The following is a 21,264-nucleotide window of genomic DNA, read 5'->3' on the forward strand; positions in this document are numbered from 1 at the left end:
TAGCGACACTGTGGAGAACCTGATCGGACTGCTCGTCCTGGCCCCGCTGCTGGGCGCCGGTGTGCTGCTGACCGGCGGCCGCAGGCTGGACCGCACGGGCCACTGGCTCGGCTGCCTGCTGGCGGGCGCCTCCTTCGTCATCGGAGCCGTCCTCTTCGCCGACATGCTGGGCCGCTCCGGCGACGACCGGACGCTGACCTCGCACCTGTTCACCTGGGTGCCGGTCGGTGGCTTCCAGGCGGACGTCGCCTTCCGTCTCGACCAGCTGTCGATGACCTTCGTCCTGCTGATCACCGGTGTGGGCACACTGATCCACATCTACTCGGTCGGCTACATGGAGCACGACGAGCGGCGGCGCCGCTTCTTCGGCTACCTCAACCTCTTCCTCGCGGCGATGCTGCTGCTGGTCCTCGCCGACAACTACCTTCTGCTGTACGTCGGCTGGGAGGGTGTCGGTCTCGCCTCGTACCTGCTGATCGGCTTCTGGCAGCACAAGCCCAGCGCGGCGACGGCGGCGAAGAAGGCCTTCCTCGTCAACCGTGTCGGTGACGTGGGCCTGTCGATCGCGATCATGCTGATGTTCACCACCTTCGGGACCTTCTCCTTCGGGCCGGTCCTCGGAGCGGCGGACAAGGCGGGCCAGGGAGTCCTCACCGGCATCGGCCTCATGCTGCTGCTGGCCGCCTGCGGCAAGTCCGCCCAGGTGCCGCTGCAGTCCTGGCTCGGCGACGCGATGGAGGGCCCGACCCCGGTCTCGGCCCTGATCCACGCGGCGACCATGGTGACCGCCGGCGTCTACCTGATCACCCGCTCCGGTGCGATCTTCGACGCGGCGCCCGACGCGCAGACCGTGGTCGTCACGGTCGGCGCGGTCACGCTGCTCTTCGGTGCGATCGTCGGTTGCGCCAAGGACGACATCAAGAAGGCGCTGGCCGGCTCGACGATGTCGCAGATCGGCTACATGGTGCTGGCGGCCGGCCTGGGCCCGATCGGCTATGTGTACGCGATCATGCACCTGGTCACCCATGGCTTCTTCAAGGCGGGCCTCTTCCTCGGCGCCGGATCCGTCATGCACGGCATGAACGACGAGGTCGACATGAGGCGTTACGGCGGCCTGCGCACGTACATGCCGGTCACCTTCGTCACCTTCGGCCTCGGCTATCTGGCGATCATCGGCTTCCCGGGCCTGTCCGGCTTCTTCTCCAAGGACAAGATCATCGAGGCCGCCTTCGCCAAGGGCGGCACCGAGGGCTGGATCCTGGGCGCGGCCACCCTGCTGGGCGCGGCCATCACGGCGTTCTACATGACCCGCGTGATGCTGATGACCTTCTTCGGCGAGAAGCGCTGGGAGCCGGACGCCGACGGCCACCGGCCGCACCCGCACGAGTCGCCGAAGACCATGACCGTCCCGATGATCGTGCTGGCCTTCGGGTCGGTCTTCGCCGGTGGCCTGTTCAGTCTCAACTCGTCCTTCCTGCACTGGCTGGAGCCCGTCACCGGCCACGAGGAGGGCCACTCGCCGCTGAGCGCGGGCACGGTCACCGCGGGCACCATGGTCGTCCTCGTCATCGGTGTGGCCCTGGCCTGGCTGATGTACGGACGCCGGCCGGTCCCCGCCGTCGCCCCGCGGGGCGGCCTGCTGACCCGCGCCGCCCGCCGCGACCTGTACCAGGACGACTTCAACCATGTGGTGCTGGTGCGCGGCGGCGAGCATCTGACCCGCAGCCTCGTCTACGTGGACCACACCGTGGTCGACGGCGTCGTCAACGGCACCGCCGCCTCGGTGGGCGGCCTGTCCGGACGGATGCGGCGGCTGCAGAACGGATACGTACGCAGCTACGCGGTCTCCATGCTGGGCGGCACCGTGGTCCTCGTGGCCGCCACCCTGCTGATGCGGGGGGTCGCGTGATGACGGTCCGTCTCCACAGCGCCCACAGCGCTCACGGGGCACCCGAGGCCCACAATGCCCCCTCCGTGCCCGGCCGTACGGCCGGGGAGCGGCCGGAGCCGATCAGGACGGTGGCGTGATGTCCTTTCCTCTCCTCACGGCGACCGCCGCCCTCCCGGCGCTCGGCGCGATCGCCACGGCCGCCGTCCCGGCGGCGAAGCGGGCCGGTGCCAAATGGCTCGCGCTGGGCTTCTCGCTGGCGACACTGGTGCTGGCCGCCCTCGTGGTCGTACGGTTCGACCCCGGTGGGGCGCGCTACCAGCTCACCGAGTCGCACGCCTGGATCGCGGACTTCGGGGTCCGCTACGAACTCGGGGTCGACGGCATCGCGGTCGCGCTGATCGGGCTCACGGCCCTGCTGGTCCCGTTCGTCATCGCCGCCGGCTGGCATGACGCGGACCCGCTCGAAGAAGAGAACCCCAACCGCCGCTGGCGGCCGACGCAGGGCTTCTTCGCGCTGATCCTGCTGGTCGAGGCGATGGTGCTGATCTCCTTCGAGGCCACCGACGTCTTCGTCTTCTACATCTTCTTCGAGGCCATGCTCATCCCGATGTACTTCCTCATCGGTGGCTTCGGGGACCGTGCCCACGCGGCCGGCGAGGAGGAGGCGGCCCGCCAGCGCTCGTACGCGGCCGTGAAGTTCCTGCTCTACAACCTGGCCGGCGGCCTGATCATGCTGGCCGCGGTGATCGGCCTGTACGCCGTCACCGCCGACCAGCTCGGCACCGGTACCTTCTCGCTCCAGGAGATCCTGCAGGCGCGGGCGGCGGGCAAGCTGGACATGTCCTCGACCGCCGAACGGGCACTGTTCCTCGGCTTCTTCTTCGCCTTCGCCGTCAAGGCCCCGCTGTGGCCGCTGCACACCTGGCTGCCCAACGCGATGCAGGAGTCCACCGCCCCCGTCGCGGTGCTGATCACCGCCGTCGTCGACAAGGTCGGCACCTTCGCGATGCTCCGCTACTGCCTCCAGCTCTTCCCGGAGGCCAGCAAGTGGGCGACGCCGGTGATCCTGGTGCTGGCCGTGATCAGCATCATCTACGGCGCGCTGCTGGCCGTCGGACAGCGGGACATCAAGCGGCTGGTCGCCTACGCGTCCGTCTCGCACTTCGGCTTCATCATCCTGGGCATCTTCGCGATGACCAGCCAGGGCCAGGGCGGCGCGACGCTCTACATGGTCAACCACGGGATCTCCACGGCCGCCCTGATGCTGGTGGCCGGCTTCCTGATCACCCGCCGCGGCTCCCGCCTCATCGCGGACTACGGCGGGGTGCAGAAGGTCGCGCCGGTACTGGCCGGGACGTTCCTGATCGGCGGACTGGCCACCCTGTCGCTGCCGGGACTGGCGCCCTTCGTCAGCGAGTTCCTGGTCCTGGTCGGCACCTTCAGCCGCTATCCGGCCCTCGGGATCGTCGCCACCGTGGGGATCGTCCTGGCCGCGCTCTACGTACTCGTCCTCTACCAGCGGACGATGACCGGCCCGGTGAAGGCCGGGATCGAGGGCATGCCCGACCTGAGAATCCGTGAACTCGCCGTCGTGGCACCGCTGATCGCGCTGCTGCTCTTCCTCGGTGTGTATCCCAAGCCGGTCACCGACATCGTGAACCCGGCGGTCCGGCAGACGCTCTCCGATGTGCACAAGACCGACCCCAAGCCGGCGCTGGAGGCAACCAAGTGAGCAGCACAACGGCTGTCCACAGCCTGTGGACAACGGCGGCCGACACCGCCGACAAGATCCAGGCCCCGAAGATCGAGTACGCCCAGCTCGCCCCGGTGCTGATCGTCTTCGGCGCGGCGGTGGCGGGGATCCTGGTCGAGGCGTTCCTGCCCCGGCGCTCCCGCTACCTCGCCCAGGTCGGCGTCAGCGTCCTCGGCCTGGCGGCCGCCTTCGCCGCCGTCGTGGCGCTGGCCGCCGACGGCTACGCGGGCACCAAGGCGCACATCGCGGCCATGGGCGCGGTCGCGGTCGACGGCCCGGCGCTCTTCCTGCAGGGCACGATCCTGCTGGTCGGCATCGTCGGTGTGTTCACCTTCGCCGAGCGGCGGCTCGACCCCAAGGCGCACGGCCGGCACGTCGACTCCTTCGCCGCGCAGGGCTCCGCGGTCCCCGGCGGCGAGCAGGAGAAGGAGGCGGTCAGGGCGGGCTTCACCACCACCGAGGTCTTCCCGCTGCTGCTCTTCGCGGTCGGCGGCATGCTGGTCTTCCCGGCCGCCAACGACCTGCTGACGCTCTTCGTCGCCCTGGAGGTCTTCTCCCTGCCGCTGTACCTGCTGTGCGCGCTGGCCCGCCGCCGGCGGGTCCTGTCCCAGGAGTCGGCGGTCAAGTACTTCCTGCTGGGCGCCTTCTCCTCGGCGTTCCTGCTGTTCGGCATCGCCCTGCTCTACGGCTACGCGGGCACGGTCACCTACTCCGGGATCGCCTCCGTCATCGACGGCAGCGCCAAGCTCACCCCGGCGCTGGCAAGCTCCTCCGCCAACGACGCCCTGCTGCTCATCGGCGCCGCCCTGGTCGTCATGGGCCTGCTCTTCAAGGTCGGCGCCGTCCCCTTCCACATGTGGACGCCCGACGTCTACGAGGGCGCCCCGACCCCGGTCACCGGCTTCATGGCGGCGGCCACCAAGGTCGCGGCCTTCGGCGCGCTGCTGCGGCTGCTGTACGTGGTGCTGCCGGGGCTGCGCTGGGACTGGCGGCCGGTGCTGTGGGGCGTGGCCATCCTGACGATGCTGGTGGGCGCGATCGTCGCGGTCACCCAGACCGACGTGAAGCGGATGCTGGCGTACTCCTCGATCGCGCACGCCGGATTCATCCTGGCCGGCGTCATCGCCACCTCGCCGGACGGCGTGTCGTCGGTGCTGTTCTATCTGGCCGCGTACTCCTTCGTGACGCTCGGCGCCTTCGCCGTGGTCACGCTGGTCCGGGACGCGGGCGGCGAGGCTACCCACCTGTCGCGGTGGGCCGGGCTGGGGCGGCGCTCACCGCTGGTCGCGGCGGTCTTCGCGGTCTTCCTGCTGGCCTTCGCCGGTATCCCGCTGACCTCGGGATTCGCCGGGAAGTTCGCCGTCTTCAAGGCGGCGGCGCAGGGCGGCGCGGTGCCGCTGGTGATCGTCGGTGTGATCTCCTCCGCGATCGCGGCCTTCTTCTACATCCGGGTGATCGTGCTGATGTTCTTCAGCGAGCCGAAGGCGGACGGCCCGTCGGTCGCGGTGCCCTCGCCGCTGACGTCCGCCGCGATCGGGATCGGTGTCCTGGTGACGCTGGTGCTCGGCCTCGCGCCGCAGTACTTCCTGGATCTGGCCGGCCACGCGGGCGTGTTCGTGCGCTGACCGCCCCGGCCGTCGGGCCGCGGCCCGACGGGCCGACGGGTCGACGGCCCCAACGGGAAACCCCACCCGCCGAGTCCGGCGGGTGGGGTTTTCTGCAGGAGCTTCCCGGGGTCACGCTCCCCAGGCGGGAGGCCGCGGTCCCCCCACGGGCCGCGGTCCTCCCGTCCTGCCTCGGCCCGCGCGGGATCGGGCCGACGGGACCCATCCCATCAGGCGGTGCGGGGGGCGCCTATTGGCGTTCGCGGCAGTCCTGCGCGTAATAGGCACTGGCGACGAGGCAGGCCTGAAGGCGCGAGTCGACCGCGAGTTTCTGGACGATACTCGCGACATGGGCACGGGCCGTTCGTTCGGTGATAAACAGCGCCCGGGAAAGTTCGTGATTGGACAGTCCACCCGGCAACAAAGAGAGCACATCCCGTTCTCTGCAACTGAGCAGCGTGACACGTGGCAGTGCCGCGTCCAGGTCCTTGGCCAGGCGCAATCGAGAGTGCCCGATCCCCGAGGCACAGCGATGGCATCCGTGATTCCCGTCCATGATTCCCCACATCCGAGGTCAACCGGTCTGGTGCAGACCCTAGTTCGAAAAATCGTCCTCGCGGAGGGGTGATATTCGCCATGAACGGGAATTCGGCCAGTTGTATTCGGACCTCTTGACCGCCGCCACCGGGCCGGGGCCGGGTCCATGTCCCCGGATCGGCCGCCCTGGACCGCCGCCCCTGGACCCCCGCCCCGGCGCCGGGGCTCCGCGCCGGGTGGGCGCCGGCTCGTGAGCCCTGCCTCGCCGGGGGCCTCGTACCGGTCTCTTACCGCCCTGAGCTGGGGCGACGGCGGCTCCACTACGGGATTTCCGGCGGGCGTCCAGTGTCTAAAGAGTTCGCAATGTCCGTAAAAGTCTTGCCGGAATGCTCAATTCGGGCTTAGCGTCCTTACTGGTCATGGTCGGGGTGGGCCATGCATACCGTGACCATTGGTGGGACAGGTGGTGAGTTCCGCATTCGCGGTGAATGCCGCTGTACCGGGTCTGATCGTGAAAATCGGCCATTATCCGCTGCACCACGGCGGCGTGGGCGCGATCCGCAGCCTCGGGCGGCTCGGCGTGCCGATGTACGCCGTCACGGAGGACCGGCATACGCCGGCCGCCGCTTCGCGCTATCTGCGCGGCCGCTTCGTGTGGCCGACGACAGGGCTTGAACCGGCGGCGAGGCTGGTCGCCGGGCTGCGGCGGATCGGGCGGACCATCGGCCGGCCGTCGGTGCTGATCCCCACCGACGAGGAGGCCGCCGTCCTCATCGCGGAGCACGCCGACGAACTGGCCTCCGGCACCACGGGTTTCCTCTTCCCCCGTGCGGACGACCCGGCCCTGTCCCGCCGGCTCGCCAGCAAGCGCGGGCTGCACGAGCTGTGCGCGCGGTACGGCGTTCCCTCCCCGCGGGCCGCGTTCCCCGAGTCGTACGCGGAGGTGCGGGCCTACGCGGCCACCGCCCGCTTTCCCGTCGTCGCCAAGAACCGCGAGGCCTTCGAACGCCGGCGGGCACCCGTGGTCCGCGGCACGACCCGGATATCGGGCGCGCGTGAACTGCTGGAGCTGGCCCGGGGGTGGGGGGAGCGGCCGGGGGTGATCCTCCAGGAGTACCTGCCGCGGGAGGACGCCGAGGACTGGATCGTCCACGTCTACTTCGGCTCCGGCGAGCCGGTGCTCTTCACCGGCGTCAAGGTCCGCTCCTGGCCGCCGCACGCCGGGATGACGGCCTGTGCGTACAGCGTGGACAATCCGGAACTGGCCGGACTGGCGGCCCAGTTCTGCGAGTCCGTCGGCTTCCGGGGCATCGCCGACCTCGACTGGCGCTACGACCGCCGCGACGGCCGCTACAAACTCCTCGACTTCAACCCCCGGATGGGCGCCCAGTTCCGGCTCTTCGAGTCGGCCGCCGGCATCGACGTGGTCCGCGCCCAGCACCTGGACCTGACCGGCCGCCGGATCCCGTACGCCCCGCAGCACCAGGGGCGGCGCCTCGTCGTCGAGAACATCGACCTGCCCGCGCTCCTGGCCTACCGCCGCAGCGGCTACACCACCCCGCACGCCCCGGCGCGCGCCTCCGGCACGGAACTGGCGTGGTTCGCCCGCGACGACCTCAAGCCCTTCGCCGTGATGCTCGCCCGGTTCGTACGGCCGGGCGCCGCGCATCTGCTCCAGATGTACCGCTCCACCCGCTCCACCCGCTCGAACCGCTCCACCCGCTCCACCCGCTCGAACCGCCTTCGAAAGGACGGCACATGACACCCGTGGCTGTGATCGGGGCCGGTCCCTACGGCCTCTCGACCGCCGCTCACCTGCGGGCGCTCGGCGTCTCCGTACGGGTCTTCGGCAGCCCCATGGTGAGCTGGCGCGAGCAGATGCCGGCCGGCATGGTCCTGAAGTCCACTCCGGCCGCCTCCAGCATCTCGGCCGCCGGGCCGGGGCACACCCTGCGGGACTTCGCACACGACACGGGCGAGCAGCCGCTCGTGACCGACTGGGACCTGATACCCGTGGACACCTTCGTCCGGTACGGGCAGTGGTTCCAGGAGCGGCTGCTGCCCGATCTGGAGCAGGTGCGGGTGGTCTCGGTCGACCGGCGGAGCGGCGGCTTCGACCTCAAGCTCGACTCGGGCGAGCAGTTCCGGGCCCGCGCAGTGGTTGTCGCCACCGGGCTGCACGGCTTCGCGTACGTTCCCCAGCCGCTGCGCGGCCTGGTCCCCGACGGCCCGTCCGGCACCGGGCCGGTCTCCCACAGTTCCCAGCACCCCGACCTCGGGCGGTTCGCCGGCCGGGACGTGATCGTGGTGGGCGCCGGCCAGTCCGCCCTGGAGTCCGCCGCCCTGCTGGCCGAGGCCGGCGCCCGGGTCCGGCTGATCGCCCGGGGCCGCAACGCGGTCGGCTTCGGCGACGCCCCCGACCGCCAGCCCCGGCTGCGGCCCGAATCGCCCTTCGGCCGCGCCTGGTCCCTGTACGCCTTCAGCTACCACGCCGAGGCCTTCCGCTACCTTCCGCCCGCCGCCCGGCTCCACCTCGTACGGCGGGTGCTGGGGCCGCTGGGCGCCTGGTGGCTGCGGGAGCGCTTCGCGGGCAAGGTCCAGGTCGCCTCCGGCCACGCCCTGCGGGGCGCCCGGATCGACGGCTCCTCCGGCAGGGTCGTGCTGTCCACCGCCGCCCCCGGCGGCCGGGCCGGCGAGTTCGCCGCCGACCATGTGCTGTCCGCCACCGGCTACCGCGTCGACCTCGAAGCGCTCGGCTGCCTCGCCCCCGAACTGCGCGCCGCCCTGACCCGTACCGGCGGCTCCCCGCGCCTCGGCGCCGATTTCGGCTCCTCCGTCCCCGGCCTGTACTTCACCGGCCTGCCGGCCGCCGCCACCTTCGGGCCCGTCCTGCGCTTCGTCTGCGGCACGCGATGGGCGTCCCCACGGCTGGCGAGGGCGGTGGCGGCCGCCGTCTGACACCGGTCCCGCGCCCACCGCCCCGATACCCCGGCCGGGTCAACGGCCGGGGTTTCGTGCGTCCCGGACGCGGGCGCATGGCCGGACCGGGGCAGGGCACGCGTGGGGGTGGTGGCGCGGACCGGGGGCAAAAGCGGACGTAGCGTGGCGACGAGGCCATGCCCCCGCAGTGATCGAGAAGCGACCAGATACGCTGCCCGTGCGGACAGCGATCTGTTTGACCATGTCCTCACACGCCAGTAGCCGCAGCAGCGATCTCAGCGACAGGAGAATCCCTCGTGACGACCGTCGTCGGGCCCTTCGGGCTGAGCGTGCGGGACCAGGCCCTCGAAGGCCACGTCCAGGCCGGACTGTCGGCTGTCGAGGAAGGCCTGCTGGAAGCCACCAAGAGCGACGTGCCGTTCATCACCGAGGCGGCCCGCCACCTGGTGCGGGCGGGCGGCAAGCGGTTCCGGCCGCTGCTGGTCATGCTCGCCGCGGAGTTCGGGGACCCGCACGCGCCGGGGATCGTGCCGTCGGCGGTGGTGGTGGAGCTGACCCACCTCGCGACGCTCTACCACGACGACGTGATGGACGAGGCCGAGGTGCGCCGCGGCGTGCCGAGCGCCAACGCCCGCTGGGACAACTCGCTGGCCGTCCTGACCGGCGACTTCCTGTTCTCGCGCGCCTCGCACATACTGGCCGACCTCGGTCCGGAAGCCGTACGCATCCAGGCGGAGGCCTTCGAGAGGCTGGTCACCGGCCAGATCCTGGAGACCGTGGGGCCGCGCGACGGGCGTGACCCGATCGAGCACTACCTCGACGTCCTCGCCGGAAAGACCAGCTCGCTGGTCGCCGTTTCCTGCCGCTTCGGCGCGATGATGTCCGGCGCCGAGGAGCAGGTCGTCGACATCCTCACCCAGTACGGCGAGCGGCTCGGCATCGCCTTCCAGCTCGCCGACGACGTCCTCGACATCGCCAGCGACTCCCACGAGTCGGGCAAGACCCCCGGCACGGACCTCCGTGAGGGCGTGCCGACGCTGCCGGTGCTCCACCTGCGGGCCCAGGCCGCGAGGACGAGCGGCCCCGGCGCCGAGGACGACCGCCGGCTCCGCGAGCTGCTCGACGGCGATCTGAGCGACGACGGCCGCCACGCCGAGGCCCTGACGCTGCTGCGGGCCCACCCCGCGCTGGAGGAGGCCCGCCGCGACACCGTCCGGTACGCCGCCGAGGCCCGGGCCACCCTCGCGCCGCTGCCGCACTGCGCTGCCAAGCTCGCCCTGGAGGGCCTGTGCGACGCGGTGGTCCACCGCGCGGGCTGAAAGGCTCCCGGCCCGACGGGCCCCGGCCGTGAGCGGCCGTCGGTGCGGCGAAGCCGCCCCTTCCGGTACCCGCGACCCGTAGCGTCCCCTGAGGCCGGCGTGCCGTACCGCGCCTGGTTTCTCTCCGTCCGGAAGCAGTCACGGCCGTGCGCAACCCGTAGACGTCCCCGGGGTCGGTCATCCCAGGGGCGTACGCGGGGTTGCGCCCGTCGGCTGATGTGCTGTCCTGGCGGGTTTGGTCTGATGAGAACACAATGGGGCAAGCCCGCCGTTGACGAGGGACGTAGGGACGGACAGCGATGTCAGACATCCAGGACCACAACAACCACCGGCGCAGGAACAACAAGGCGATGCGTTACGCCGTCCCCGTCCTGGCAGCGGGCGTGGCGGCGGCGACCATTGGACTCGTACCGGCGCTCGCGAGCGGCGCGGGCAGTCCCGACCTGCCGGAGATATCCGCGAAGAAGCTGATCGAGAAGATCGCCGCCTCCGACACGCAGACCATCTCCGGCTCCGTGAAGGTCAGCACGGACTTCGGACTGCCGGCCCTGGCGACCACCGGCACGGGCGCCCTCGGCGCCCTGGGCGGTACGGGCGGCAAGGGCGGCGGCAGCGCCGACCCCGAGCAGCAGCTCACGCAGCTGCTGCTGGGCTCGCACACCCTGCATGTCGCGGCCGACGGCCCGGACCGGCAGAAGATCTCGATCGTCCAGGACGCCGCCGAGTACAGCGTCATCCACAACGGCCGCCAGGTCTGGGCGTACGACAGCGGCAGCAACCAGGCCTATCACGCGACCCTCCCCAAGGACGCCGCGGACCGTTCCGCCGCGGACCGGTTCACCTCCTCGCTCACCCCGCGGGAGGCAGCCGAGCAGGCGCTGAAGGCGGTCGACGGCACCACGTCGGTCACCGTCGACGGCACCGCGAAGGTCGCCGGGCGGGACGCGTACGAGCTGCTCATCAAGCCCGAGCAGGCCGGCTCGACGGTCGGCGGCATCCGGATCGCGGTCGACTCGGACACCGGGGTGCCGCTGAAGTTCACGCTCACCCCCAAGGGCAGCGGCAAGCCGGCGGTCGACATCGGCTTCCTGAAGGTGGACTTCGCCAAGCCGGCGGCCGGCACCTTCCGCTTCACCCCGCCCAAGGGCGCCAAGGTGACCACGGAGAAGGCGGCGGAAGCGGAGAAGGCGGCGAAGGCGGCCCGGGCGGCCAAGACGGAGAAGGCGGCGACGAGCGGGCTCAACGCGAAGCACGACGCCCTGTCCGGCCTCGACGTGATCGGCAGCGGCTGGGACTCGGTCGCCGAGCTGAAGCTGCCCAAGGACACGGACAAGGACAAGGACAGCGGCGCCGGCTCCGCCCTGTCCCTGGTCAGCGGCTTCGGCAAGACGGTCAAGGGTGACTTCGGCTCGGGCACCCTCGTCAGCACCCGCCTGGTCAACGCCCTGATCACCGACAGCGGCACGGTGTACGTCGGCGCGGTCGACCAGGACGCGCTGATCAAGGCCGCGAATACGGGCAAGTAGGCAAGGACCGATGGAAGAGTTGCCCGCCGTGATCTCGACCCATGGGCTCACCAAGCGCTATCGCGGCGGGCAGCTCGCCGTCGACGGACTCGACCTGACCGTGCCGCGCGGCAGCGTCTTCGGCTTCCTCGGGCCCAACGGCTCGGGCAAGACGACCACCATCCGCATGCTCATGGGTCTGATCGCACCGACCTCCGGGACCGCCCGGGTGCTCGGTGCGCCCATGCCGGACGCGGTCCGTACGGTCCTGCCCCGGGTCGGGGCGCTCATCGAGGGCCCCGCCCTCTACGGCTTCCTCTCCGGCCGCGACAACCTGCTCCGCTACGACTGCGCCGACCCCACCGCCGACCCCCGCACCCGCCGTGCCCGGGTCGGCGGGGCGCTGGACCGGGTCGGTCTCGCGGCGGCCGCGGGGAAGAAGGCCCGCGCCTACTCGCTCGGCATGAAGCAGCGGCTCGGCCTCGCCGCCGCCCTGCTCCGCCCCCGTGAGCTGCTGGTCCTGGACGAGCCCACCAACGGCCTCGACCCGCAGGGCATGCGGGAGATCCGCTCCCTGGTCACCGGCCTGGCCGCCGACGGCACCACGGTCTTCCTCTCCTCGCACCTGCTGGACGAGATCGAGCAGGTCTGCACCCACGCCGCCGTCATGTCCCGGGGCCGTCTCATCACCCAGGGCCCGGTGGACGCCCTGGCCTCCCGCAGCCGGCTGGCCGTCACCACCCCGGACACCGCCGAGGCCGTACGTGTCCTCAAGGAGCTGGGCGTGACGGACCTGGCGACCGGCACCGACAGCAGGCTCACCGACAGCAGGCTCACCGACGGCAAGGTCACCGGGGAGCTGCCGCTGCCGCCCGGGCCCGTGCCCGATCTGGCCGACCTCAACGCGGCCCTGGTCGCCGCCGGTGTCCGCGTCCGTGCCTTCGGCCTGGAACGGGCCTCCCTGGAGGACGCGTTCCTCGCCCTGACCGGGGAGGGTTTCGATGTCGCGGGCTGAGACCGTGCCGTCGCCGGCCGGTACCCAGCCACGGGGCCGGTGGCGGTGGTCGCCGGGCTTCTTCCGCAGCGAGTTCACCATCGTCATGCGACGCCGGCGCACCCTGGCCCTGCTGGCCGTCCTGGCCGGTGTCCCGGTCCTCATCGGCATCGCCGTCAAGCTGCAGACCGGCGACGGCGGATCAGCCGGGGGCGGCGGCGAGGGCGGCGGCGGTCCCGCCTTCATCGCCCAGATCACCAACAACGGCCTCTTCCTGGTCTTCACCGGCCTCGCCGCCACCCTGCCCTTCTTCCTCCCGATGGCGGTCGGCGTCATCGCGGGCGACTCGGTCGCGGGGGAGGCGCACGCCGGCACCCTGCGCTACCTTCTGGTCGCCCCCGTCGGACGCACCCGGCTGCTGCTGGTCAAGTACGCCTCCGTCCTGGCGTTCTGCGTCGTCGGCACCCTGACCGTGGCCGTCTCGGGGCTTGCCGTCGGCAGCGTGCTGTTCCCGCTCGGCGACGTCACCCTGCTGTCCGGCACGACGATCTCCTTCTCCGAGGGCCTCTGGCGGGCCCTGCTGATCGCCGCCGCCGTCGCGGCCTCGCTCATCGGTGTGGCGGCCCTCGGCCTCTTCGTCTCCACGCTCACCGACAGCGGCATCGCCGCCATGGCCACCACCGTCGGCCTGCTCATCACCGTCCAGATCGTCGACACCATCCCGCAGCTGCACGCGGTGCAGCCCTATCTGTTCACCCACTACTGGCTCAGCTTCGCCGACCTCCTGCGCGACCCGGTCTCCTGGGACGGGCTGCGCCGCGACCTCGGGCTCCAGGGCCTGTACGCGGCCGTCTTCGGCTCCGCGGCCTGGGCCCGCCTCACCACCCGCGACATCACCGCCTGACGGCGTGCGCGGCGGCTACGCGCCTTCGGTGACCGGGTGCCAGCCCACCAGCCGGCAGAGCGTGCGGTAGAGCAGCTCAGCGTCGACGAAGGGCGTCTCCTCGGTGGGCCGGGAGTACCACGACAGCGGCCAGGTGTCCCCGGTCAGGGCGGGCACGCCGACGTAGCCGACGCTCGTGGAGGTGCCGCTGAGCCGCATGATGCCGGGCGGCCAGCGGTAGTCGGTGGCGCTGCCGGGCGGGCAGAGGAAGTACATCCAGCGCTTGCCGACGGCCTCGCGGATGATCGGCCCGGCATCGTCGCCGGTCTCGTCGGCGAGTTCGTCGGCGACCTCCTCGGCCCGCAGCCCCGCGATTCGTACGGCGTCGAACTGGACACCCGTACGGCTGAGTTGGTGTCCCGAGGCGGGTACCCATTCCGGGCGATAGGGGAGCGGCGGGCGGAAGGGTGCCGGAGCGGAAGGATAGGCGGACGGTTCCTCGTCGGTGGGAGGTTCTGTGTTCATGGACCCAACGATTCCGTCACGGGGCTAGCGTCGACATGACCGGCGCGACCACAGGACGGGTTGTGCAGGCGGGTGCGGGCCGGGTGGGCAGATGTACGGACACGGGAAAAAGGGGGCGGAGTCGTGAGTCAGAGCGACGGATCGTCGGCTACCTTGCGTGTCTTCGGGGGGCAGGTGCGCTGGCTGCGCACCGAGGCCGGGCTGACCCGCGCCGAGCTCGGCGAGCGGATCGACTACTCGGAGTCCATGGTCAGCGCGGTGGAGCAGGGCCGCCGGATCCCCAAGCAGGACTTCATCGACAAGGCAGACAACGTGCTGGGCGCCCGGGGTCTGCTGATGGCCGCCGCCCCCTTCCTCGCCCAGGAGCGCTACCCCTCCTGGTTCCAGGACTTCGCCCTGCTGGAGGCGGAGGCGGTGAGCATGTACCTGTACGCGAACCAGACCATCCCCGGTCTGCTCCAGACGGAGGGGTACGCGCGTGCGGTCATCGCCGCCCGCTGCCCGCCGCTGGACGACGAGGAGATCGAGAGCCGGGTCGCGGCCCGCCTCGACCGGCAGAGCGTGCTGACCCGCAAGCCGGCTCCCGTGCTGGGCTTTGTCATCGAGGAGGTCGTGCTTCAACGCCCCATCGGAGGGCGGGAATTAATGAAAGCTCAATTGCGCCGCCTGCTGGACTGCGGCAGCATGCGGAACGTCTCGTTGCAGGTCATGCCGACCTGGCGCGAGACCCACTCCGGTCTCGACGGCCCCATGGTGCTGCTCGAAACCCCCGAACGCCGCAGTCTGGCCTATGTCGAAGGCCAGAGCGGCAGCTTCCTGATCTCCGATCGGGACGAGGTCAGTGTGCTCACGCAGCGGTACGGCATCATCCGCGCACAGGCCTTGAACCCCGAGGAATCAGCGAACCTCATCGAACGGCTGGCAGGAGAACTATGAGCAGCGAGCACGGCACGCCCGCTTCCGGGGCATCGTCCCTGGAACTGGCGTGGTTCACGAGCAGCTACAGCGGCAACGAGGGCGGCGAGTGCGTCGAGGTCGCCGCCGCCCCCGGCACGGTCCACGTCCGCGACTCCAAGGACAGATCGCGGTCCGCCCTCGCCTTCCCCACCGATGCCTGGGCCGCCTTCGTCGCCCACGTCGGTGTCAGAGTTCGGCGGTAGTGGTAGCGGCTTGTACGTCCCCGTCCCCCGCGGTCACGCCGGGGACGGGGACGTTCCGTGCCCGGACCCTGGTCCGGCGGGCGGTGCGCAGCGCGTCCCAGGTCAGGACCGCCAGCGCCGCCCAGACCAGGGCGAAGCCCGCCCAGCGGGCCGGCGGCATCGACTCGCCGAAGTACACCAGGCCGAGCAGGAACTGGAAGACCGGCGCGAGGTACTGCAGCAGCCCCAGGGTGGACAGCGGCACCCGGATCGCGGCGGCGCCGAAGAAGACCAGGGGCACGGCGGTGACGACGCCGGTGGCGGCCAGCAGCGCGGCATGTCCGGCGCCGTCGGTGGTGAAGGTGCTGCCGCCGCGGGCGCCGAGCACGATCAGGTAGGCCAGCGCGGGCAGGAACTGGATGGCGGTCTCGGCGGCGAGGGACTCCAGGCCGCCCATGTCGACCTTCTTCTTCACGAACCCGTAGGTGCCGAAGGAGAAGGCCAGGGTCAGTGAGATCCACGGCGGCCGCCCGTACCCGACGGTCAGGACCACGACGGCGGCCAGCCCGGTCGCGACGGCGGCCCACTGGGCGGGGCGCAGCCGCTCGCGCAGCACCAGGACGCCCAGGGCGATGGTGACCAGCGGGTTGATGAAGTAGCCGAGCGAGGTCTCCACGACATGGCCGCTGTTGACGCCCCAGATGTACATGCCCCAGTTGACGGAGATCACGGTGGCCGCGAGCGCCAGCAGCCCGAGCCGGCGGGGCTGCCGCAGCAGTTCCGGTATCCACCGCCACCGGCGGGTCACCAGGAGCAGGACGGCGACGAAGAGCAGCGACCACACCATCCGGTGGGCGAGGATCTCGGCCGCGTCCGCCGGCTTGAGCAGCGGCCAGAAGAGCGGGACCAGTCCCCAAATGCCGTAGGCGGCGATTCCGGAGACCAGTCCCGTGCGCTGATCCTTCAAAGCAGCCTCCCGGGCCGACGGCGACCGCTTGACGGTAGCGCGCCGGACAGGGGGTGTCATCTGCGTTCCGTACAACGGTCATGACCGTCGTGGGCGTCATGCGGAACGCGGTGGCGTCAGCCCTTGAGCGCCGCCGCGATCGTGTCGGCGAGCGGGGTGGTCGGGCGGCCGATGAGGCGGGACAGGTCGCCGCTGCCGCCCTCCAGCAGGCCGCGCGAGATACCGGCCACGTCGACATCCACGAGGATCTCGGCGAACGGCTCGGGCAGGCCCGCGCCGAGCAGGATCCCCTTGAGGGCCTCCGGCGGGACGTCGGCGTGCGCGACCTCCTTGCCGGACTGCCGGGACAGCTCGGCGGCGTACTCGGCCAGCGTCCAGGCCTGGTCGCCGCTGAGCTCGTACGCCTTGTTCTCGTGGCCCTCGCCGGTCAGGACGGCGGCCGCGGCGGCGGCGAAGTCCTGCCGGGCCGCCGCGCCGATCCTGCCCTCGCCGGTGGCGCCGACGACGCCGTGCTCCAGCTGGACGGGGATCTGGGCGGTGTAGTTCTCGGTGTACCAGCCGTTGCGCAGGAAGGTGTACGTCAGGCCGGAGTCGAGGACGGCCTGCTCGGTGGCCTTGTGCTCGGCGGCGAGCGCGAAGTCGGCGTCCGGGCCGCCGAGGATGCCGGTGTACGCGATCCGGGCCACGCCCGCGTCCTTGGCGGCGTTGATGACCGCGGTGTGCTGGTCGACGCGCCGGCCGGGCTCGTTGCCGGAGATCAGCAGGACGACGTCACCGGCCTGGAAGGCGCCCGCCAGGGTCTCGGGCCTGCTGTAGTCCGCGACGCGGAGTCCGACGCCGCGGTCCGCGATGCCGGCCGCCTTCGCCTCGTCGCGCACGACGGCGACGATCTGCCCTGCGGGGACCCTGGCCAGCAGTTCGTCGATGACGAGGCGGCCCAGTGCTCCGGTTGCTCCGGTGACGACGATGCTCATGGGATGCGTTCTCCTGTGTTCCGGGAGGCGTGGGGTGCGGATGCACAACTAACGCTAGAGCCGGTACTAACTTTTAGAAAGTACCCACTTTGAAGTAAGGTACTGCTCTGGAAGTAAGTGCTCAGAGGAACGCGCCGGAGGCGCGTCCCGGACGTGATGTCCGCCCGGGACGCGTACGACACCGCCAAAAGGCCCTGGGACCCGAGCTCTAGAGCACGGTCCAGGTGTCGTTGCCGGCGAGGAGGGCGCCCAGGTCGCCCTTGCCGTGCTGCTCGACGGCGGCTTCGAGCTGGTCGGACATCTGGGTGTCGTAGACCGGCCGCCGCACGCTGCGCAGCACGCCGATCGGCGTGTGGTGCAGGGTGTCGGGGTCGGCGAGCCGGGACAGCGCGAAGGCGGTGGTGGGGCCGGCCGCGTGCGCGTCGTGGACCAGGACCAGGTGTTCGTTGTCCGCCGTGACCTCGACGACCCCGAGGTCACCGGTGGCCGGGTCGCGCACGACACCCTTGGAGCCCTGCGCGCCGAAGCGGATCGGCCGGCCGTGCTCCAGCCGGATCAGGGTGTCCTCGGCGGTGGTCCGGTCCTTGAGGGCGTCGAAGGCACCGTCGTTGAAGATGTTGCAGTTCTGGTAGATCTCCACCAGCGCCGTGCCCGGGTGGGCGGCGGCCTCGCGCAGCACGCCCGTCAGGTGCTTACGGTCGGAGTCGATGGTGCGGGCGACGAAGGAGGCCTCGGCGCCGATGGCCAGCGAGACCGGGTTGAAGGGCGCGTCCAGGGAGCCCATCGGGGTCGACTTGGTGATCTTGCCGACCTCGGAGGTGGGGCTGTACTGACCCTTGGTGAGGCCGTAGATCCGGTTGTTGAAGAGCAGGATCTTGAGATTGACGTTGCGCCGCAGGGCGTGGATGAGGTGGTTGCCGCCGATCGACAGCGCGTCGCCGTCACCGGTCACCACCCACACGCTCAGATCCCGGCGCGAACTCGCCAGCCCGGTGGCGATGGCGGGGGCACGGCCGTGGATGGAGTGCATGCCGTAGGTGTTCATGTAGTACGGGAAGCGGGACGAGCAGCCGATCCCGGACACGAACACGATGTTCTCGCGGGCCAGGCCGAGTTCGGGCATGAAGCCCTGCACGGCGGCGAGGATCGCGTAGTCCCCGCAGCCGGGGCACCAGCGCACCTCCTGGTCCGACTTGAAGTCCTTCATCGACTGCTCGGCGTCGGCCTTGGGAACCAGGCTCAACGCCGGCAGCCCCGGCGCCGAATCGTCGACGACAGGTGCCTCAGACATCCGCGCTCTCCTCCTTGATGGCGTCCGCGAGCTGTTCGGCCTTGAAGGGAAGTCCTGTGACCTGGGTGTAGGAACGGGCGTCCACCAGGTACTCGGCCCGCAGCAGATGGGCGAGCTGGCCGAGGTTCATCTCCGGTACTACGACCTTGTCGTAACGCCCCAGCACCTCGCCGAGATTGCCCGGGAAGGGGTTGAGGTGCCGCAGATGAGCCTGTGCCACCCGCCCGCCGGCGCCCCTGATCCGGCGGACGGCGGCGGTGATCGGCCCGTACGTCGAACCCCAGCCCAGCACCAGGGTCCGGGCGTCGTCCGGGTCGTCGACGATCAGATCCGGGACGGCGATGCCGTCGATCTTGGCCTGCCGGGTGCGGACCATGAAGTCGTGGTTGGCCGGGTCGTAGGAGATGTTGCCGGTGCCGTCCTGCTTCTCGATGCCACCGATCCGGTGCTCCAGACCGGGCGTGCCGGGCACCGCCCAGGGCCGGGCCAGGGTCTCGGGGTCGCGCAGGTACGGCCAGAACTCGCCCTCGTGGTTGGGCGCGGTGGCGAACCGCACCCGCAGATCCGGCAGATCGTCCAGATCCGGGACCCGCCAGGGCTCGCTGCCGTTGGCCAGATAGCCGTCGGAGAGCAGGAAGACCGGCGTCCGGTAGGTCAGCGCGATCCGGGCGGCCTCCAGGGCCGCGTCGAAGCAGTCCGCCGGGGTGGCCGGGGCCACGATCGGCACCGGGGCCTCGCCGTTGCGGCCGTACATGGCCTGGAGCAGGTCGGCCTGCTCGGTCTTGGTGGGCAGCCCGGTCGACGGCCCGCCGCGCTGGATGTCGATGACCAGCAGCGGCAGTTCCAGCGAGACCGCCAGCCCGATCGTCTCGCTCTTGAGGGCGACACCCGGACCGGAGGTGGTGGTGACCGCCAGCGAGCCGCCGAAGGCCGCGCCCAGGGCGGCGCCGATGCCGGCGATCTCGTCCTCGGCCTGGAAGGTGCGGACGCCGAAGTTCTTGTGCTTGCTCAGCTCGTGCAGGATGTCGGAGGCCGGGGTGATCGGGTACGAGCCCAGGTACAGCGGCAGATCCGACTGCGCGGACGCCGCCACCAGCCCGTACGACAGGGCCAGGTTTCCCGAGATGTTGCGGTAGGTGCCGGCCGGGAAGGCGGCGGAGGCGGGCGCGATCTCGTAGGAGACCGCGAAGTCCTCGGTCGTCTCACCGAAGTTCCAGCCGGCCCGGAAGGCCGCCACGTTCGCCTCGGCGAGCTGCGGTTTCTTCGAGAACTTCTTGCGCAGGAAGTCCTCGGTGCCCTGGGTCGGACGGTGGTAGAGCCAGCTGAGCAGGCCCAGCGCGAACATGTTCTTGCTGCGCTCGGCCTCCTTGCGGGTCAGGTCGAAGTCCTTGAGCGCCTCGACGGTGAGCGTGGTCAGCGGCACCGGGTGCACCGCGTAGCCGCTCAGCGAGTCGTCCTCCAGGGGGGAGGCGGCGTATCCGACCTTGGCCATCGCGCGTTTGGTGAACTCGTCGGTGTTGACGATGATCTCCGCGCCGCGCGGCAGGTCGCCGACGTTGGCCTTCAGCGCGGCCGGGTTCATCGCCACCAGCACGTTCGGCGCGTCGCCCGGCGTGAGGATGTCGTGGTCGGCGAAATGCAGCTGGAAAGACGAAACGCCCGGCAGGGTGCCTGCGGGCGCGCGGATCTCGGCCGGGAAGTTCGGCAGCGTGGAGAGGTCGTTCCCGAACGACGCGGTCTCCGAGGTGAAACGGTCACCCGTGAGCTGCATTCCGTCCCCGGAGTCCCCCGCGAACCGGATGATCACCCGGTCCAGGCGTCTGGTCTCCTTGGCCGGTTTCCGCTGCACACCGAGAACATGGTGCTCGGTGGCCGGGCTGCTGACCTGGCTGGTCACTGAATCGGACCTCCTTCGAGGCGGCGGCTCACGCACAAGGTCGTGACCCCTTGTCCCACCGGCCATCGTACGGGGGTAAGGGTCGCCTTCCCGGGGAAGCGCGCACTTCGTGCTGCCCCGGCGCCACGTTCCGTCATGATGCCTCGCCCCCGGAGCCGCGGCTCTCCCCTAACGGAAAGGACGTCCGCGAGCGGTCCTTCAGTTCCTGCGCGGCTCCCCTGCCACCCCATTACCTGACAGGGTGTCAGATTCTCAGGAGTTCAGATAGGTGAGCACGGCCAGCACCCGCCGGTGGTCCCCCTCGCTGGGCGCCAGCCCCAGCTTGAGGAAGATGTTGCTCACATGCTTCTCGACCGCCCCGTCGCTGACCACCAGCTGCTTGGCGACCGCCGAGTTGGTACGGCCCTCCGCCATCAGCCCCAGCACCTCGCGCTCCCGGGGGGTGAGCCCCGCCAGCACGTCCTGCTTGCGGCTGCGGCCCAGCAGCTGCGCCACCACCTCCGGGTCCAGGGCCGTCCCGCCCCGCGCCACCCGCACGACGGCGTCCACGAACTCGCGTACGTCGGCCACCCGGTCCTTCAGCAGATAACCGACCCCGCGGCTGCTGCCCGCCAGCAGCTCGGTCGCGTACCGCTCCTCCACGTACTGCGACAGCACCAGCACACCGAGCGCCGGATGCTCGGCGCGCAGCAGGACGGCGGCGCGCACCCCCTCGTCCGTATGGGTGGGCGGCATCCGCACATCCGCCACCACGACATCCGGCAGCGCGCCCTCGTCCGCCATCTCACCGATCACCTTGATCAGCGCCACCGCGTCCCCGACCCCGGCGACGACCTCGTGCCCGCGGTCGGTGAGCAGCCGGGTCAGTCCCTCCCTGAGCAGCACCGAATCCTCGGCGATGACGACCCGCACCCTGTCCTCCACGTTCCAGCCCCCCACGTCCTCGTGTACCGGCCCAGCATTCCAGCATCGCGGCGCGGGCGCGGGGGGATACCGGTCCTGGCTGCGGGGAGTTCGGGGAGTTCGGGGAGTTCGGGGAGTTCGG

18 protein-coding genes are annotated in these 21,264 nt (G+C 70.9%); 11 read left to right on the plus strand and 7 right to left on the minus strand.

The window, feature by feature from the left end; all coding sequences use genetic code 11:
* Nucleotides 1-10: 10 nt before the first annotated feature.
* The 3 genes from nuoL to nuoN all read left to right on the plus strand — a co-directional run bounded on the left by nuoL (nucleotide 11) and on the right by nuoN (nucleotide 5,269).
* On the plus strand, nucleotides 11-1,909 hold the full coding sequence (nuoL, locus tag RWE79_RS23065) for an NADH-quinone oxidoreductase subunit L (RefSeq protein ID WP_475941962.1): 1,899 nt from the start codon (nucleotides 11-13) through the stop codon (nucleotides 1,907-1,909).
* Nucleotides 1,910-2,027: 118 nt separating this feature from the next.
* Nucleotides 2,028-3,623 (plus strand): NADH-quinone oxidoreductase subunit M, encoded by a 1,596-nt coding sequence (locus RWE79_RS23070; RefSeq protein WP_475941963.1) that lies wholly within the window; start codon nucleotides 2,028-2,030, stop codon nucleotides 3,621-3,623.
* Nucleotides 3,620-5,269 (plus strand): NADH-quinone oxidoreductase subunit NuoN, encoded by a 1,650-nt coding sequence (gene nuoN, locus RWE79_RS23075; RefSeq protein WP_475941964.1) that lies wholly within the window; start codon nucleotides 3,620-3,622, stop codon nucleotides 5,267-5,269. The genes RWE79_RS23070 and nuoN overlap by 4 nt, the downstream gene beginning before the upstream one ends.
* 229 nt (nucleotides 5,270-5,498) lie before the next feature.
* Here the strand turns inward: nuoN and RWE79_RS23080 are convergent, their stop codons facing one another.
* Complete coding sequence (locus RWE79_RS23080) at nucleotides 5,499-5,816, minus strand: LuxR C-terminal-related transcriptional regulator (protein ID WP_475941965.1); 318 nt, start codon at nucleotides 5,814-5,816, stop codon at nucleotides 5,499-5,501.
* 477 nt (nucleotides 5,817-6,293) lie between these two features.
* Here RWE79_RS23080 and RWE79_RS23085 point away from each other — a divergent pair, with 477 nt between their 5' ends.
* The 6 genes from RWE79_RS23085 to RWE79_RS23110 all read left to right on the plus strand — a co-directional run bounded on the left by RWE79_RS23085 (nucleotide 6,294) and on the right by RWE79_RS23110 (nucleotide 13,447).
* The gene (locus RWE79_RS23085; protein WP_475946036.1) at nucleotides 6,294-7,547 is read left to right on the plus strand and encodes a carboxylate--amine ligase; all 1,254 of its coding nucleotides are present in this window, start codon (nucleotides 6,294-6,296) and stop codon (nucleotides 7,545-7,547) included.
* Nucleotides 7,544-8,743 carry an FAD-dependent oxidoreductase gene (locus RWE79_RS23090; protein WP_475941966.1) on the plus strand — a complete coding sequence of 400 codons (1,200 nt, stop codon included), beginning with the start codon at nucleotides 7,544-7,546 and terminating at the stop codon, nucleotides 8,741-8,743. Before RWE79_RS23085 ends, RWE79_RS23090 begins: the two co-directional genes overlap by 4 nt.
* Nucleotides 8,744-9,021: 278 nt before the next feature.
* On the plus strand, nucleotides 9,022-10,044 hold the full coding sequence (locus RWE79_RS23095) for a polyprenyl synthetase family protein (RefSeq protein WP_475941967.1): 1,023 nt from the start codon (nucleotides 9,022-9,024) through the stop codon (nucleotides 10,042-10,044).
* A gap of 299 nt (nucleotides 10,045-10,343) precedes the next feature.
* Nucleotides 10,344-11,570: a LolA family protein gene (locus tag RWE79_RS23100; RefSeq protein WP_475941968.1), complete on the plus strand. Its 1,227-nt coding sequence runs from the start codon at nucleotides 10,344-10,346 to the stop codon at nucleotides 11,568-11,570.
* Nucleotides 11,571-11,580: 10 nt separating this feature from the next.
* Nucleotides 11,581-12,564 carry an ABC transporter ATP-binding protein gene (locus RWE79_RS23105; protein ID WP_475941969.1) on the plus strand — a complete coding sequence of 328 codons (984 nt, stop codon included), beginning with the start codon at nucleotides 11,581-11,583 and terminating at the stop codon, nucleotides 12,562-12,564.
* Entirely contained in the window at nucleotides 12,551-13,447 is an 897-nt protein-coding gene (locus tag RWE79_RS23110; protein WP_475941970.1) for an ABC transporter permease, read from the plus strand. The genes RWE79_RS23105 and RWE79_RS23110 overlap by 14 nt, the downstream gene beginning before the upstream one ends.
* Nucleotides 13,448-13,462: 15 nt before the next feature.
* Here the strand turns inward: RWE79_RS23110 and RWE79_RS23115 are convergent, their stop codons facing one another.
* Nucleotides 13,463-13,951 carry a hypothetical protein gene (locus tag RWE79_RS23115; protein ID WP_475941971.1) on the minus strand — a complete coding sequence of 163 codons (489 nt, stop codon included), beginning with the start codon at nucleotides 13,949-13,951 and terminating at the stop codon, nucleotides 13,463-13,465.
* Between the two features lie 123 nt (nucleotides 13,952-14,074).
* Between RWE79_RS23115 and RWE79_RS23120 the strand changes: the two genes are divergently transcribed.
* Together RWE79_RS23120 and RWE79_RS23125 are read left to right on the plus strand one after the other, a co-directional pair.
* A complete protein-coding gene (locus RWE79_RS23120; protein ID WP_475941972.1) occupies nucleotides 14,075-14,887 on the plus strand; it encodes a helix-turn-helix domain-containing protein in 813 nt (270 codons plus the stop codon).
* On the plus strand, nucleotides 14,884-15,111 hold the full coding sequence (locus tag RWE79_RS23125; RefSeq protein ID WP_475941973.1) for a DUF397 domain-containing protein: 228 nt from the start codon (nucleotides 14,884-14,886) through the stop codon (nucleotides 15,109-15,111). Before RWE79_RS23120 ends, RWE79_RS23125 begins: the two co-directional genes overlap by 4 nt.
* On the opposite strand, the gene rarD is transcribed toward RWE79_RS23125, so the two are convergent.
* The 5 genes from rarD to RWE79_RS23150 all read right to left on the minus strand — a co-directional run bounded on the left by rarD (nucleotide 15,095) and on the right by RWE79_RS23150 (nucleotide 21,131).
* The gene (gene rarD, locus RWE79_RS23130) at nucleotides 15,095-16,057 is read right to left on the minus strand and encodes an EamA family transporter RarD (RefSeq protein WP_475941974.1); all 963 of its coding nucleotides are present in this window, start codon (nucleotides 16,055-16,057) and stop codon (nucleotides 15,095-15,097) included. The two genes, RWE79_RS23125 and rarD, sit on opposite strands and share 17 nt — an antisense overlap.
* A gap of 116 nt (nucleotides 16,058-16,173) precedes the next feature.
* Nucleotides 16,174-17,031 carry an SDR family oxidoreductase gene (locus RWE79_RS23135; RefSeq protein ID WP_475941975.1) on the minus strand — a complete coding sequence of 286 codons (858 nt, stop codon included), beginning with the start codon at nucleotides 17,029-17,031 and terminating at the stop codon, nucleotides 16,174-16,176.
* A gap of 208 nt (nucleotides 17,032-17,239) precedes the next feature.
* On the minus strand, nucleotides 17,240-18,322 hold the full coding sequence (locus tag RWE79_RS23140; RefSeq protein ID WP_475941976.1) for a 2-oxoacid:ferredoxin oxidoreductase subunit beta: 1,083 nt from the start codon (nucleotides 18,320-18,322) through the stop codon (nucleotides 17,240-17,242).
* The gene (locus tag RWE79_RS23145) at nucleotides 18,315-20,219 is read right to left on the minus strand and encodes a 2-oxoacid:acceptor oxidoreductase subunit alpha (RefSeq protein ID WP_475941977.1); all 1,905 of its coding nucleotides are present in this window, start codon (nucleotides 20,217-20,219) and stop codon (nucleotides 18,315-18,317) included. Before RWE79_RS23145 ends, RWE79_RS23140 begins: the two co-directional genes overlap by 8 nt.
* Nucleotides 20,220-20,471: 252 nt before the next feature.
* A complete protein-coding gene (locus tag RWE79_RS23150; protein ID WP_475946038.1) occupies nucleotides 20,472-21,131 on the minus strand; it encodes a LuxR C-terminal-related transcriptional regulator in 660 nt (219 codons plus the stop codon).
* Nucleotides 21,132-21,264 lie beyond the last annotated feature (133 nt).

The sequence above is a fragment of the Streptomyces sp. RLA131 genome (genome assembly GCF_056270125.1).